Genomic DNA, 15,268 nt, shown 5'->3' on the forward strand with positions numbered 1-15,268 from the left:
ATCGAACAGGAGCAAATCTGTGGAAAGTCATGAACGAGGTATGAAAATAGCTCTTCGATTGACTGCAAACCATGCATAATTTCATGCCCTCCTACCAAAAGTCATGCCCCGCTATTATCAAAGATGACGTACTGCAAATAAAGCAGCTTGCGTCCTATCTCGCAGTCCAAGCTTCGCGATCAGATTGGACACGTGATTCTTCACGGTGCCTTCCGTAAGATGCAGCAGGCCGGCAATTTCTTTATTATTATGCCCCTGCCCCAGTAATGCGAGCACTTCTTTCTCTCTTTCAGTCACTAGCTTCAGCTCATCCGGCTCCGCTTTACTTAATGAGTGTGTCTGATCTGAGCCCCTATCCGACATTTTATTTAATTCATTAATCAGCATGGCCGTGATTTCATGTTGAAGCACCGTGCCCCCATTGTACACGGATTGAATCGCACAGATGATAGCCTCCGACGGCATATCCTTCAATAAGTACCCATGAACGCCTTTCTCCAATACGTTCATAATGAGCTCCGCATCATCGAACGTGGTCAGAATCAATACCTTCGTCTCCGGAAAGTGCTTGAGAATCAATTCCGTTCCTTCCACGCCATCCATTCCCGGCATGCGGATATCCATCAACACAACGTCCGGCTGCCATTCGACTACTTTAGCAAAGGCATCTCTTCCATCTTCAGCGGTGCCGACCACCTCCATTCCCGGCTCCAAACCGATGATGGTCGCAAGTCCTTCTCTCATCAGCCGCTGATCGTCGACAATCAGAACTTTCAATATTGTCGTCCCTCCACTTCCGCTTTTGAATAAGGAAACGTTACTTCAACGGCAAAGCCCGTCTGTTGGTCCATCCTGAAATGTAGCTCTCCGTTCCACTCCTTCACCCTATCCTGCAAATTGATCAATCCAAACCCCGGCTTCAGTTCGGCAGGCAAATCTCCGTCATTCCGTATGCTTAAAGAAAATCCGGTTTCGGCATAAGCCAGCAAGATGGCAATATGGGTCGCATGGCCATGTTTCTGAGCATTCGTAAGCGATTCCTGTACAATGCGATAGGCCGTCAATCGTAAATCGATCGGGAGATCAACCGGGGTGCCTTCGACTTCCAGAACGGTATGAACCCCAGCGAATTTAGTAAACTCTTCCGATAAACGGGCGAGATTTTCATGTAAAGGTGTAGATGTATGAGGTTCGTCTCTGATCGCTCTAACGGAAAGACGTACCTCCTGCAAGGCAGACCTGATTAACTGCTCACATTCCAAATAGGTTTGTTCACTGCGTGGAGCGTCCAGGCTGCTCAGCTTGCGAGCCACTTGCATGTGAACCAAGACTGCCGTCAGCTTATGACCAACCGTGTCATGAATATCCCGCGCTATTCTCACTCTTTCCCTCGCGGCTGCCCACTCCTCCGTCTGGCTGGCATACTCCTGCAGCTTCTCGTGGGATTGCATCAATTGCGCATACAGCTGCATGGCTTCCGTGCTGGCTCTTTTATAGAAAAGAATCAAGAAGCTGACAAAGCATGCAAACACAATGAAGGAAGAGGAGATAAAATAGCTTGTAACATCAAACCGTCTATACAGCGACCAATCGATGGTGGTCATCACACTCAAATAGATGACTAGCAGAAGCACCCCGGATGCGATGAGCGCTCGCGTATTCTTAACTAACATGAAAATCGCTAATGCCGTAATGCCTTTAAATAAAGGATCGGGTAATTTACCGCCTATATACACATAGCCGTATGAAGCCGATACCATGAAATCAATGATGAGGAGCTGTAGCAGCCAATGTTTCTTCATGCTGGAGTAATAGAGATTAACGAAAAGAAAAACCAGTAAGGAGAATACAACAAAACCTAGTCTCCAGTAGTTCTCGGAAGTAAACAGCCCCGCCAGGACTAAATCATAAACGAGCTTCAGCCCGAAGAGCCATCTGAGCGAAACCGAATTTTTCCACATGCTATCCGTTGCTTTCAGCATCATCTATAACTCCCTTTGGAGTAATTTTGCCCTAATAGTCTTAACCATATCGCAATGTCCTATGAAGGCACTAAAAAGGAGCCTGCTCACGGCAAGCTCCTTTACTTTCCTATAATAAAGAAAATCTGCGGCCCAAAGCGGGCCGCAGAGCAGAATGACATATTTCCGATTAGCGCAGTGACTTCAATCCAGTACGGATTTCTGCAGTAAGAAGCGCAGGCTGTTCAAAGGCCGCAAAGTGTCCGCCCTTCGGAAGCTTGTTGTAGTGGATCAGGTTCGGGTAAGCCTTCTCTGTCCAACTCTTCGGCGCTTCATAAAGCTCATCCGGAAAGACGCTTACGGCAACCGGAAGTTTCACGCCTTTGACGGCGAAGAAGGAGCTTTTGTTCTCCCAGTAAATACGAGCCGCGGAAATCGCGGAGTTCGTCAACCAGAAGAGCGTGATGTTGTCGAGAACGTCGTCACGCGTCAGGCCTTCATTGATTCCGGCAAAAGCTCTGGAGATCAGGGCTAGGCTCTTCCAGTCGTGGTCAATCATAAAGGCTGCCAAACCAATAGGCGAATCCACAAGACCAGTCAGTGACTGAGGACGCGTTCCCATGAAGAAGGCGTAATAGAACTTATTCTCGCCAACTTGCTCGACCGCTAGCTTCTCTTCGTCAGAGAGACCGGCCGGCAGCGGGTTGCCGGACCACATTGCCGCATCAACGTCAGGCGGAATCACGCCGGCCATGTTCGTGTGAAGGCCCAGCAATCCCTTTGCTTCCTGAACGCCCATGAAATCAACGACGATAGCACCCCAGTCGCCGCCTTGCGCGACATACTTCTCGTAGCCAAGACGCGTCATCAATTCGCCATAAGCGCGCGCGATGCGCTCTGGACCCCAGCCCGTCGCAGACGGCTTGCCCGAGAAACCGTAACCGGGCATCGACGGAATAACGACATGGAATGCATCCGCTTCGCTTCCGCCATGCTCCGTAGGATTAGTCAGCGGTTCGATCAGCTTCATTTGCTCGACGATCGATCCCGGCCATCCGTGGGCAATGATGATCGGCATCGCGTTCTCATGCTTCGAACGAACGTGGATGAAGTGAATATCCAGACCGTCGATCTCGGTTAGGAAATGCGGAACAGCGTTGATTTTCGCTTCAATTTTGCGCCAGTCGTATTCATTCGCCCAATAACGAGCAAGCTCTTGCATCGTTTCAAGCTGCGAGCCTTGCGATTGATCGGATACGGTTTCTTTCTCAGGCCATCTTGTCGCGTTGATGCGTTTGCGCAAATCGGTTAGCTCTGCTTCTGGTACATTCACGTGAAACGGGCGAATACTTTGTGGTTTAGTCATGGTGTTAATCTCCTTCTGATATGAGTTTGTGGGTGGTCGAACCATCTAGCGCATCGTGAAGTAATTAGCTCGTGATAACTATGCTCAGCCCAGCATTGCAGGGCTTGAAATTCGCCGAGACAGAAAGTGATCTTCTGGGTAAGCATGTAAATCGATGTCGTCTAGCGTTTTGCTTTCCCCACTCCACTTATGTAACCATCTATATATGTTTTATTGGTTACAAACAGAACTATATCATGATCCGCCGCTTAACACAAGTAACTATCTAATTTATTTTTAGAGGTTACATACAAACCTTCATATTCGCCCGTTGCCGTTATCATATTAGACACGCTGCAGACAGAGGGGAGCATTACGCTGTCCCATGCTGGCCGTATCTCCTCGTAATTGGTATACATTCTCGTGATGCGCGAAGAAAGCGAAGTGGAAATTTCCTGCTGCGCGCAGCCGAGCGGTTCGGCCAGCTCCGCAATCGTGATGCGCTCGGCACCTTGCCGTCCGATCAACGTCACCATCGTTCCTTCCGGGCACGGTTTCGGAAGCTTGATCATCAGCTGGTCCATGCAAATCTTGCCGACTACCCGGGCACGCTGGCCTTCAACCAGCACGTCCGTACCTTGCATCCGCTGATTCCAGCCATCGGCATAACCGATCGGCACCGTTCCGATCCATTCGTCTTCCTCCGCCTGGTACGAGTTGTCGTAGCCGAGAAACTCTCCTTTGGCCAGCCGCTTCACATGGATCAGACGGCTATGAAGGCTTAACGCAGGCTCAAGCTTCACGGATCGCACGAGCTTCTCCGGATAAAAACCGTACATGGCCGCCCCGATCCGCACCATATCCATCGCCAGATGAGGAAACCGCAGCGCCGCGGCACTGCCCGCGCAATGATAATGCCGGATCGCTAAGCCGGATGAGCGGCTCCATTCCTTCATCTCTATAAAGCGTGCGGCCTGCTGCTCCAGAAAGTCCGTGTCGGCTTGTCCTGCCGTCGCGAAATGCGTATAGAAGCCGTCCACTTCAACGTCCTCCGCTCGCAGCCATGGAACAAGTTCGTCCCATTCTTGTTGCGTTCGAATGCCAATCCTTCCAAGTCCCGTGTCCATTTTCACATGAATCCGAAGCTTTCCCGTAGCGGCATAAGGCATGAAATTCCGCATTTCGGCAAACCATTTGGCACTTGTGACGGTTAAGGTTAAGTCGAGATCGAGCGCCATTTGCGTGTGCTCCGGCTTAATCGGCGTCAAGATAAGAATAGGCAATTTCGTACCGCCAGCGCGTAAATGAAGTGCTTCCTCCAGGTATGCGACCGCCAGATAGTCGACTCCCGCGGACTCCGCCGCTGCAGCCGAATCGATGTCCCCATGTCCATAGCCATTCGCCTTCACGACGGCCATGAGCTTGACTGAATGATGCAAGGTACGGCGAATGGTCTGCATATTCTCACGAATGCGGCTTAAACTAACTTCAGCCCATGTGTCTCTTAGCATCCCTTTCACCTCGCTCATTTCGTATATCGAATCGTTTGTTTGTTCTCGTGGCGGGCGATGGCGTGGTCGATCAATTTTTCAACCAGCTCCGCATAAGTCGTGCCGTCGGTACGCTCCCACATAACCGGATACATGCTGAAATTCGTGAATCCGGGCAGCGCGTTAATCTCGTTAAGGAACAAATCTCCTTCCCCATCGAGGAAGAAATCGACGCGGGCAAGACCTTCACAGCCGTGGGCTTTATAAGCTTGGATTGCCAGCTCGCGAATTCGCTTGGTCAAGTCGCCTGACAGTTCCGCGGGAATTGACATCGTAAGACGCTTGTCGAAGTACTTGGATTCATAATCGAAGAACGCGTGGTCATGGATGAACTCCCCGGGCAATGAAGCTAGGGGCTTCTCGTTGCCGATGACGGCCACTTGAATTTCCCTGCCGGCCACCTCGCGTTCAAACACGAGCTTCTTATCGTAGGAGAACGCTTCTTGGATTCCGGCTAGCAGCTCTTCCCTGTTCGAGCATCGGTTGATGCCGATGCTCGATCCGAGGGAAGCCGGCTTCACGTAGCATGGATAGCCGATATTCTCTTCGACGCCGCGAAGGATGGCCATATCATCCATTGTCCACTCCTCTTGGCGGCACACGAGATATTCCGTTTGGTGAATGCCGGCCTGCGCAAGTATTTGTTTCGACATCGCCTTGTCGAGCGTAAGCGCGGACGACAGCACGCCGTTTCCAACGTAAGGAATGTTCAGCAGCTCCATCAAGCCTTGCACCGTGCCGTCCTCTCCGTTGGAGCCATGCAGAAGCGGCAATACAACTTTGGGTCCGGGCAGCGCCAGCACGCCTGACAAGATTTCTCCGATCGAGCGAGCTGTGTCTTTAAACGAGGATTGCGCGACTAACTTCTCAACCGTTAAACCATCCTTGGAAAGAGATCCGGGCGTACACCATAAGCCGTCGCGGGTAATGTAGATGGGATAAACCTCAAAGCGGCTTTCATCTATAGAAAGAAGGACGGTAACTGCCGTTTTCAAAGACACCTCATGCTCGACGGATTTGCCGCCATATAGTAAGTACAGCTTCGTTTTCATGTGTAATGCCTCCTAATTTACTTCTTCTCTGATGCTCTATCTCTAAGATAACGCCATTGGACGAGCAGGTTTATAACACGCCATAAAGGATTCCTTAAGAATTTCTTATTTGCAGCTTCGCTTTTAATCGGAGCTTCCGTTTGTTCTCGGCGATCCATACCGTAACCGCGGACATCCCGATGGACACCAGGCACACAGCGGCAAAATGGAGCAGGCTGTTCGCGATAAACAGCCGTTCCAGATTCGTTGCCTCAGCGGCTCCGCGAACGAGCACGATGGCAATTGGATGGAGAATGTAGACCCATACCCGCCACTCGCGGAAGGTTTTGTTCGATCCCACCTTCCACTGCATCGCCCAATGGAATAAGAAGTAAGTCGCTGGCAGCGCAAATAGATACATGCTGTCATGCCTCGGAATATCAAAGGCGTTCAATACCGATCCTTCCAGCAGCATCATGCCGAGCGAACACGCAAACAAGCTTGCATTGGTGTACGGCGATCTCGCCGGAAGCGGCTGCTTGGCTGCCCAAGCTCCCAGTGCCAAGAAGATGGGAGCATAGAAGAACCCATTACGCGTGTAATCGAACACGGTGAACATGCCCGCGTATGCTTGAGTAATTCCTGTGCCGCTTGGCAAGATGCCATAGTAGCTATCCCCCAGCAGTCCCACGATATATAAGAAACCCGCGATAGCCAGCATAACGTTCAAGGACTTCATCCGATAAATCACGTATGTGATCATCAACCCCAGCATTAATGCCGGTAAATACCACAGATGATAGAAAGTACCGTTAAACACGATATCCTTGAGCAACGAATAAACGGTGAAGGAATCCGAAAAATAACCTTTATACAGATTGAGCGGAAGGTACAGTATGATTGCAATCAAATATAACTTTCCGGTTCTCAGCATGTAACCGCGCAACGCTTTACGATCCTTCAGTGGGTCCCCGGTCAGTTTACGGAAGAATAGAAACCCTGCCGTCATGAAAAAGACCGGAACGGCAATGCGGGTAAGCAAATTGCTGAGAAGAAAATCGGCTGTCGCGCTGTAAGAAAGAAACGGCCCTGTATGATTGGCCACGACCATGATCGCGACAGCGAATTTAAGCCAATCGAGTCCGCCGAAATTGGGTTTAGACATAAGCTTGGCTGCCTTGATCCCGAAATGCCGTAACAATAAACCCGTCGCTGTTATTTCCCGAAATCAGGAATCGATCGCAAGGTATTAGGGGGATGGTCGTATGAATCCCCTCATCCGCCGGTACATAATAAATCTCAACGTACGCCCGATCATCCTCGAATAGGAGATGATCGCCTTCGTACGGGAAGCTTCGGAGCCGATCGATATATTCCTCCAAGCACCAATCGTTCCTCTCCATAAGGGCGGCGTGGGGATAGCCGACATATCGGAAATGCCACGGCTCGCAAGAAATATGCGTGATGGCTTCCTTTCCTTCCTTATAGCGCTGGATGAATCCGAATCGGGCCGCAAGCTGCTTGAAGGTCAAATAGACATCGCTATCCGGAAAGGAAGGCGCGATGAAATCCACGTCCTTGTTTAACTTCCCGACGTCTATCGCTAGTCCCGTCTGATGCTCGCTCTGATTGGGCAATGCAACGTAACATGCCGTGTATTCGGGGCCATTATCGACTAGCGAGGATTGATAAATCAGCTCCTGCTCCAATCGGGTCCGATACCCGCTGACGGCGATAATATCGTTTATTCCATCGCAAGCCTCAAGTAAATGCACCAACTGCCACAAACAGGTCTGATCCAGCAGCATATCCTCACTCAGCGTATGAATAGCCGGGAACGAGCTTAGCGGCGTTAAACTCCCGGAAGTTTCCGTCTGTCGAATGGGATTCTCGCGATTAATTAAGACCAGATAACCTTGGTGAATCTCAGAATTAGCCGCTTGCACGGAGTTAGCTTTCCTATGACAGCCTATATGTTGTTCGGCTTGTTGTAGTTGTTCCATCTCGCGCGAACCTCCTCATTATCGTTAAATGTTCTAGCAACTCTACGATAACGTCCAGGGACGAGGAGGTTTATAAAACGCCATAAAGGAAACCTTAAGATTTTCTTATTTGTGGATTCATCAGGTAGGTTGCGGAGACGATATCTGATAAGCTAATGCTACAAATGCGCTATTTAACCTAATAAAAACGGAGAGATTCTATGAATCCGATTCAAATTCTGATCGCGGACGATGACCTTGAAATCGCCAAGCTGATCAAAATCTTCTTGACCAACGAAGGCTATCAAGTGCTGACGGCCAGTAACGGTCGCGAAGCACTCGACTTGATCGCCACGGAATCGGTCCAATTGATTGTCCTTGATGTCATGATGCCGGAGATGGATGGTCTGGAGGTCGTGCGAACGGTTCGAGCGGAGTATGACGGTCTTCCAATTCTGATGCTGAGCGCCAAGGCGGAAGACATGGACAAGATCATGGGGCTGACTACGGGTGCCGACGATTATATGGTTAAGCCGTTCAATGCCCTTGAGCTGCTGGCCAGGGTAAAGTCGCTGCTGCGCAGATCCATGTATTTGAACCCCCAAACGCAGCCGGTGCAGGAACAAGACGAAATCCAGATCCAATCTTTGAAAATCAGCAAGAAGCTGCATGCCGTAACGGTAGAGGACCGGAACGTGAATTTGACGTCGACGGAGTTCGATATCTTATATTTGCTGGCGAGCCATCCTAGGCAGGTGTTCAGTGCGGAGGCGATTTTCGAAGCGGTATGGAAGGACAAGTTCATGGAGTCCAATAACACCGTCATGGTGCATATAAGTAAGCTTCGCGATAAATTGGAGAGCGAACTGGGCGGCGTGAAGCTCATCCAGACCGTATGGGGAGTTGGGTATAAAATTGATCCCTAATAAACCGTGGGAGAGCCTTCGCTTCAAAATGTTGTATTTGTTCGCCTTAAGTGCTCTGGCGTCCAGCCTGACGGTCGTATTCCTCAGCTTGATTGCGTACGCAGCGTATCAGGTTGACTTTCCACTAGTTTCCAATCTCGTGGGAACAATGCGATCACAGCTAGGCATTCCGGTTTCCTTTACTTTAGCCGGCCTCCTTTTTACTATTTTCTATTTCTTTGCCTTCAGCCGATCGACCATTCGCTATCTGGTGGAAATTTCGCAAGGTATCGAGCGAGTCGCGGGCGGGAATTTCGAATTCCGTCTACCGATTCGGAGAGATGACGAGCTCGGAGCGTTGGCGGACAATATCAATCGAATGACGGCGCAGCTGAAGCTGTCGATCGAGGAAGAACGGCGCGCCGAGCGGACGAAGGTTGAGCTGGTTACGAACGTTTCGCATGATTTGCGCACGCCGCTGACGTCCATCGTCGGGTATTTAGGGCTGATCAATGATGACCGTTACCGGGACGAGGTCGAACTGCGGCAATACGTGCAAATCGCACACCAAAAGTCGATGCATCTGAAATCGATGATCGATGATTTATTCGAGTTTACGAGGACGAGCGGCGGCATGAAGCTTCGGCCGTCTCCGATCAATCTGGTCGAGCTGATCGGGCAATTGGCAGGCCAATTCCGTTTGCAATTCGAACAGGAGGAGATGGAATGCCGCTTGGTTCTCCCCGATCATCCCATTGTAATCGACGCGGACGGAGACAAGCTTGTCCGGGTGTTCGAGAACTTGGTCGTGAATGCGCTCCAATACGGGAAGAGCGGCCGGCGCATCGACATCACGACTTGGAGCTCTAACGGACAAGCGTTTGTGGAAATTGCGAACTACGGCGAGCCATTGCCGGCATCCATCATTCCGCTGCTGTTCGAACGGTTCTATCGCGGCGAGCATTCCCGTTCGCGGAATACGGGCGGTTCGGGGCTCGGCCTTGCAATCGCCAAAAATATCGTCGAGCTGCATCACGGTACGATATCCGCGGCAAGCGACGATGGGCGAACCTCATTCGAGGTGAAGCTCCCGCTCGCGAAATAACAACAGCAGGGCAGATCCTTAGATCTGCCCTGCTTCATTATGCCCGGTCGTGATGAACGGTTTTGCCTTCATAGAACATACGCTCCAAAGGTGCTGCTTGTTCTTTGGCCGATAACGTATCTGCAGGTAGTTTATAGATAGCGGTTTTACTGCCTAGGCTGGAAACATAACGCTCCAAATGAACCCGCCCCAGCGGTCGATCATAATAACCCGGTACATATTTATCCAGCATGACCTGCATCGCCTCCATCGCCTCGTTCATATCGGTTACAGGAAGCAGAGCTCCTTCGATGATGACGCTCATATAGGCGGTATCCGTATCGGCTGGCACCGGGCTCGTAATCGTCCCATAATTCTCGCTGACCGTGAAACAAGCCCGAGGATTATCGGCGATATAATTGATTTTCCTACCTTCTTCTGCCCCATGAAAATAAATCGAATGATTCAGCCATGCATAATTAAGCGGAATGACATAGGGCACGTCGCCTGAGGATAAACCGAGAAATCCGGTCCGAGCTTGCTCCAGAAAGGACTGGATTTGGTCTGTATCCGTACAGCTGCGGTTCTGATTGCGCATGGGGTACATGGTAGATTCACCTTTTCTTTTTTCGTTTACTTTTTACACGAATTAGGATTACTATGAACAGCGGATTGAAATCCAATTCAATAGTAACTATCTAATTTGGTTATAATAGTTACGGAACACACTTTATCATGAACGGCTATGCCCGTCAAGTAACTAGCTAAGGATCAACATGGGTGTTACAATATAGAAAATTCTACATGTGACAAGGGGGTTGTGAAGCAATGTTTCAATTATGGGAGGATTTTCTAAGAAGCGATTATCGTGACTGGAGAGGCAGCGGTCATACCGAAGAACTGTTGGACAAGCCGGAATGGCTCGAGCAATGGCTGGCCATTCATGCCCTTCCCTACCCGGGAGCTCCGTCTGCGAAAGAAATCGATGAATTGAAACGGTTGCGAGGGCATATCCTCCATATCGTCCAGAAGCTGACGGTGAGCGATTCCGTGGATCCCGTTAATCTGGACGGGCTGAACCGTGCGCTGTCAGGCGGACCTATGATTCTGCATATCGCGGAGTCGAATTCGGATTTCCGCTTGGAAACCACTCCTCTACAAACAGGCTGGTCCCGCATCGGAGCGGAGGTAGCCGCTTCTTTCGGCCGCTTACTCACAGACAGCGAACCCTCCCGCTTGCGTATTTGCGATAATCCGGATTGTAAGGCGGTTTACTATGACGAAACAAGGAACCGATCCAAACGCTTCTGCGATGAGAGAGCTTGCGGCAACCTCATGAAAGTCCGCCGGTTCCGCGCACGCCAAAAAGCCGCCGAAACCGGCGGCCCTTCGAACGCTTAACGCTGAAAGTTCCATTTTCGAACTCTCAGCTGCTTCATCCCGCGTTTTGATCACTGAGAGTTCCATTTCAGTACTCTCAGCTTACAAAACAGAGGCTTGGTGAGTCACTTGAACACTGAGAGTTCGGTTTTCGAACTCTCAGCTGCTTTTCCCCGCTTATTGATCACTGAGAGTTCCATTTCCGTACTCTCAGCTTCCTGAGGAGGTGCATCTGCCCTGCACCCCCGCAGAATTTACGCTTCGCAGTTTACTTCCAAAGCTCTTGGCGCTTATTGTAGTTGTCCGTAATAATCGCTTCCACATTCTCGTCGCCCGCAGCTTTCATCTCGGCAAGCATGCTGTCGAAGCCGGCGTTTGCCTCTTGCTCGCTCTTCGCGATAATAATCTTCGTGATGGATTGCTTCATAATATCTTGAACCTTCTGGTAGCTGAGCGATTCCGGTGTTCCGCCCCCTGGTCCGAGATTGTCGTACGGTGATGTATCCCAAACGGTATCGGATAGATTCTTGAACGCCATCAGGTCGATTTCGCCGCGGTTGTTGTCTCCGATGTGATAAGGCGTACCATCGCTGCCTAGTCCGTTCTTGACGAACCACGTCCATTTCTGAAGACCGGTTTTCTTCTGTTCAGCAGCCCAGTCTTCCTTCAAGCCTTGAAGAACTTCCGGCTTCGGTGTATGTTTGCCGTCTTTCATATCCCAAGTTTGGCCTTCGATCCCCCACATGAGGAGATATTGCCCTTCTTCACTGGCAAGGAAGTTGATGAATTTCATCGTTTCTTCCGGATGCTTGTTGTTCTTGGAGATGGCAATCGCATCCCAGCCAAGCGGGCTCCGCGGACCGAATGTCGTCGCGCTAGGGTCAACTCCCGGTGCAACCACTTTATAAGAGAAGAGCTGGTGATCCGCTCCGCCCGATTTCAGCAAAGCGTTGTTCGCGTTACCCGGATCCCAATAGGCTGAAGCGGTGGAGAAGACGTAACCGTTCGATAGCTTCTGTTCCCATGTTTGCGATTTATTGACCGCCCATTCCGGATCGATCAGCTCTTCGCGGTACAGTTTGTTCATGTATAGGATCATCTCGCGATATTTCGGGTCTTTTACGTCAAACTTCAGACTTCCTCCATCTTCGTAGTAGGCTTTCATGCCCCACATACCTTTGAAGGTGCCCAGTACAGCGCCCATATTCTCCGCGTTTAACGTGAGCGGAATCGAAGCTTTCCCATCGATGTTCGGATGTTTCGCTTTAAAATCCTTCAACAGCTGCTCGAATTCATCCGTTGTGAACGGTTGGCCGCCTTCCGCTTTGTCCGGCGCGAGCTCCTTGAGCAGATCCTTGCGCATTTGAACGCCGAATACCGGACTGTTATCCATGCCATACCAGTTGGACAAATAGTAGTTTTTACCGTCTGTATAACGCGTCTTTTGCAAGACTTCGCCGTATTGGGATTTGACGTCCGGTCCGAAGTTCTCGATCAGATCATCAAGTGGAATGATAGCGCCGGCTGCAATGTATTTGTTTACGATATCGCTGCCGCGGTCCATGAGGATAATATCCGGCAAGTCGCCGCTCGCAAGCATCAGATTCAGCTTCTCCGACGGATTGCCGCTCGGCTGCTGGATTTCAACGGTAACGCCTGTACGTTTGGTGACTTCTTGCGCTACAGGGTTTGTGAAGGCATCGCCTGTATTTTTATCGAAAAAAGTAAGCGTAATCGGTTCTGCCGGTTTCGACGTTTCAGTTGTATTGTTCGCATTGGTAGCATTCGTCGAATTGGCCGTAGTCGCGGTATCGTCTTGTTCATTCGTTGCGGTGTTGTTATCTTTGCTGCTGCAGCCGATAAGTAGCGTCATAAGGACCGTGATTGTGAGCATGACTGTGAATATACGTTTCTTCTTCATAGATTGTTGCTCCCCCCAAATACAATGATAGATGATGAATCGACTTTTCCAAAGACATTCCGTGGTAAAACGATATTTTGCTGACTGTGCGCCCGAATTAGCCGCCTTCCACTCACACTCCTTTCATGTCCCGCAATAGATCAGCTTTTGACTGCACCCAGTGTCATGCCCTTGACGAAATATCGCTGCAGGAACGGATAGACGAGCACAATCGGAAGCGTTGCGACCATAGTCGCCGCCATACGGATCGTATCCGACGAAACGGCCAGCCTCTTCGAGGAATCTGCCAGCTGCTGGGCTTCGGACACCATGCTGCCTGTTTGGTACTGATTAAGTATCTTAACTAGCACCGCCTGAAGGGTTTTCAAGCTGGGCTTATAGGTGAACACATACGAATCGAACCAAGCATTCCAATGACCGATGGCCGTAAATAGAGCGATCGTGGCCAGCACCGGAGTCGTCAAAGGAAGAATGATGCGGATGAACACTTGCAGATCGTTAGCGCCGTCGATCTTAGCCGACTCCGTCAGCTCCTGAGGAAGCTGCTCGATATACGTCCGCACGAGAATCATGTAGAACACATTCATCAGCCCCGGGAAAATAAACACCCAGAACGAGTCGATCAAATGTACGTTTTTCAGCACCATGTAGTACGGGATCAATCCGCCGCCGAAATACATCGTGAAGATGAAATAGAGCGTAATCGGCTTTCTCAGCACCAAATCGCGATTGCTCAGCGGATAGGACAGCAAGCTGATGACCAGAATCGTAAGCGGCGTCCCGATCACCGTCCGTGCTACGGTTACCCACACGGCGTGGATGATTTGACCGTCGGTTAAAATCTCTTTGTAGCTCGTAAACGAAAGCTCCCGCGGCCAGAAGTAGATGCCTCCCTTGATGGTATCGGACGCACTGTTAACCGATAGAACCAGCACATTCCAGAACGGGTAGAACGTTGCGAATACGACTGCCAATAGAAAGGCATACACTGCGCCGGAGTAAAGCATGTCTCCCATTGCCCTGCTTTTCATGCTCTCTTTCCTCCCTAGACTCCTTTAGAAAAGCGATTGATCATTTACTTTCTTCGCCAGCCTATTCACCAGCAGCACCAAGATAAACGCCACTACCGACTTGAACAATCCTACCGCCGCGCCATAGGAGAACATCCCATTTTGCAGCCCGTACCTGTACGTATAGGTGTCGATAACGTCGGAATACTTCAACACCAAGTTGTTCTGCAGCAAGTATTGTTGGTCGAAGCCGGCATTCAGAATGCCCCCAACCGCCAGAATGAGCAGGATGACAATCGTCGGCCGAAGCGCGGGCAGCGTCACGTACAGCATCTGCTTCATACGGGAAGCGCCGTCTACCTTGGCCGCCTCGAACAGCTCGGGATTAATCGAAGCGATTGCCGCAAGGTACATGATGGCGTTGAAGCCCATGTCCTTCCACATGTTGGAGGAAGCGATAATCCACCAGAAATAGTGTCCGTTCTGGAAGAATCCGACCGGCTTGTCGGTAATGTGCAGCAGCATCAGCACTTTATTAACAAGTCCCTGCGACGATAACAGCGTGATGATAATGTTCGCCGCAATGACCCAGGAGATGAAGTGCGGCAAGTACGAAATCGTCTGCACAATCCGTTTGAACGCCCCGCTGTTAATTTCATTAATCGCGATGGCAAGAATGATCGGTGCCGGGAACCCGAACAGCAGGCTTAACGAGCTTTGGGCCAGCGTGTTGCGCATGATCAGCCAGAAGTCGCCATTATTGAAGAAGTATTTAAACCAATCCAGTCCGACAAACTCGCTGTGAAAAAACGATCCAAAGAAAGAGCCGCCGGGTTGATAATTGATGAACGCCATATATAATCCGAACATCGGGGTATAGGAAAACAGCAGCGTACAAATAAATGCGGGCAAGATCATGAGCCATAAATATTTTTGCTGACGGAAACGCTTCCACTTTCCGTTATTCTTTCCGAGCAGCGGCGCTCGCTGCAACGGGTGTTCGATATGCGCTTTCAAATCCGCTCTCCCCCTGCCTTATCGTCTTGAATATCCTCATTATAGGGGAGCTTTCCGCAGCCATTCCATGCAAACATCCGCT

Annotated in this window: 14 protein-coding genes; 3 read left to right on the forward strand and 11 right to left on the reverse strand. The window is 50.4% G+C overall.

Annotated elements, in window-relative coordinates; all coding sequences use genetic code 11:
• Positions 1–117: 117 nt before the first annotated feature.
• The 7 genes from AC6ESO_RS20190 to AC6ESO_RS20220 all read right to left on the reverse strand — a co-directional run bounded on the left by AC6ESO_RS20190 (position 118) and on the right by AC6ESO_RS20220 (position 7,890).
• A complete protein-coding gene (locus tag AC6ESO_RS20190; protein ID WP_497093014.1) occupies positions 118–780 on the reverse strand; it encodes a response regulator in 663 nt (220 codons plus the stop codon).
• The gene (locus AC6ESO_RS20195) at positions 774–1,985 is read right to left on the reverse strand and encodes a sensor histidine kinase (RefSeq protein ID WP_497092935.1); all 1,212 of its coding nucleotides are present in this window, start codon (positions 1,983–1,985) and stop codon (positions 774–776) included. Before AC6ESO_RS20195 ends, AC6ESO_RS20190 begins: the two co-directional genes overlap by 7 nt.
• Before the next feature lie 166 nt (positions 1,986–2,151).
• On the reverse strand, positions 2,152–3,327 hold the full coding sequence (locus AC6ESO_RS20200; RefSeq protein ID WP_497092936.1) for an epoxide hydrolase family protein: 1,176 nt from the start codon (positions 3,325–3,327) through the stop codon (positions 2,152–2,154).
• A gap of 248 nt (positions 3,328–3,575) precedes the next feature.
• Entirely contained in the window at positions 3,576–4,817 is a 1,242-nt protein-coding gene (gene alr, locus AC6ESO_RS20205) for an alanine racemase (RefSeq protein ID WP_497092937.1), read from the reverse strand.
• 14 nt (positions 4,818–4,831) lie between these two features.
• Positions 4,832–5,908 (reverse strand): D-alanine--D-alanine ligase family protein, encoded by a 1,077-nt coding sequence (locus tag AC6ESO_RS20210; protein WP_497092938.1) that lies wholly within the window; start codon positions 5,906–5,908, stop codon positions 4,832–4,834.
• 94 nt (positions 5,909–6,002) lie between these two features.
• Positions 6,003–7,052 carry an acyltransferase family protein gene (locus AC6ESO_RS20215; protein ID WP_497092939.1) on the reverse strand — a complete coding sequence of 350 codons (1,050 nt, stop codon included), beginning with the start codon at positions 7,050–7,052 and terminating at the stop codon, positions 6,003–6,005.
• Positions 7,045–7,890 carry a D-alanyl-D-alanine carboxypeptidase family protein gene (locus tag AC6ESO_RS20220; protein ID WP_497092940.1) on the reverse strand — a complete coding sequence of 282 codons (846 nt, stop codon included), beginning with the start codon at positions 7,888–7,890 and terminating at the stop codon, positions 7,045–7,047. The genes AC6ESO_RS20215 and AC6ESO_RS20220 overlap by 8 nt, the downstream gene beginning before the upstream one ends.
• Positions 7,891–8,090: 200 nt before the next feature.
• Between AC6ESO_RS20220 and AC6ESO_RS20225 the strand changes: the two genes are divergently transcribed.
• The gene (locus tag AC6ESO_RS20225; protein WP_497092941.1) at positions 8,091–8,795 is read left to right on the forward strand and encodes a response regulator transcription factor; all 705 of its coding nucleotides are present in this window, start codon (positions 8,091–8,093) and stop codon (positions 8,793–8,795) included.
• Positions 8,785–9,879, forward strand: a complete 1,095-nt coding sequence (locus AC6ESO_RS20230) for a sensor histidine kinase (RefSeq protein ID WP_497092942.1) — start codon at positions 8,785–8,787, stop codon at positions 9,877–9,879. Before AC6ESO_RS20225 ends, AC6ESO_RS20230 begins: the two co-directional genes overlap by 11 nt.
• 37 nt (positions 9,880–9,916) lie before the next feature.
• On the opposite strand, the gene AC6ESO_RS20235 is transcribed toward AC6ESO_RS20230, so the two are convergent.
• A complete protein-coding gene (locus AC6ESO_RS20235; protein ID WP_497092943.1) occupies positions 9,917–10,465 on the reverse strand; it encodes a pyridoxamine 5'-phosphate oxidase family protein in 549 nt (182 codons plus the stop codon).
• A gap of 221 nt (positions 10,466–10,686) precedes the next feature.
• Between AC6ESO_RS20235 and AC6ESO_RS20240 the strand changes: the two genes are divergently transcribed.
• Positions 10,687–11,259, forward strand: coding sequence for a CGNR zinc finger domain-containing protein (locus tag AC6ESO_RS20240; protein ID WP_497092944.1), 573 nt, complete (start codon positions 10,687–10,689; stop codon positions 11,257–11,259).
• 247 nt (positions 11,260–11,506) lie between these two features.
• Here the strand turns inward: AC6ESO_RS20240 and AC6ESO_RS20245 are convergent, their stop codons facing one another.
• The 3 genes from AC6ESO_RS20245 to AC6ESO_RS20255 all read right to left on the reverse strand — a co-directional run bounded on the left by AC6ESO_RS20245 (position 11,507) and on the right by AC6ESO_RS20255 (position 15,186).
• Positions 11,507–13,159 (reverse strand): extracellular solute-binding protein, encoded by a 1,653-nt coding sequence (locus tag AC6ESO_RS20245; protein WP_497092945.1) that lies wholly within the window; start codon positions 13,157–13,159, stop codon positions 11,507–11,509.
• A gap of 140 nt (positions 13,160–13,299) precedes the next feature.
• Positions 13,300–14,190, reverse strand: coding sequence for a carbohydrate ABC transporter permease (locus tag AC6ESO_RS20250; RefSeq protein ID WP_210660147.1), 891 nt, complete (start codon positions 14,188–14,190; stop codon positions 13,300–13,302).
• A 24-nt stretch (positions 14,191–14,214) separates the two neighbouring features.
• Positions 14,215–15,186 carry an ABC transporter permease subunit gene (locus tag AC6ESO_RS20255; protein WP_494821633.1) on the reverse strand — a complete coding sequence of 324 codons (972 nt, stop codon included), beginning with the start codon at positions 15,184–15,186 and terminating at the stop codon, positions 14,215–14,217.
• Between the last annotated feature and the right edge of the window lie 82 nt (positions 15,187–15,268).

Source organism: Paenibacillus rhizoryzae, from assembly GCF_059686995.1.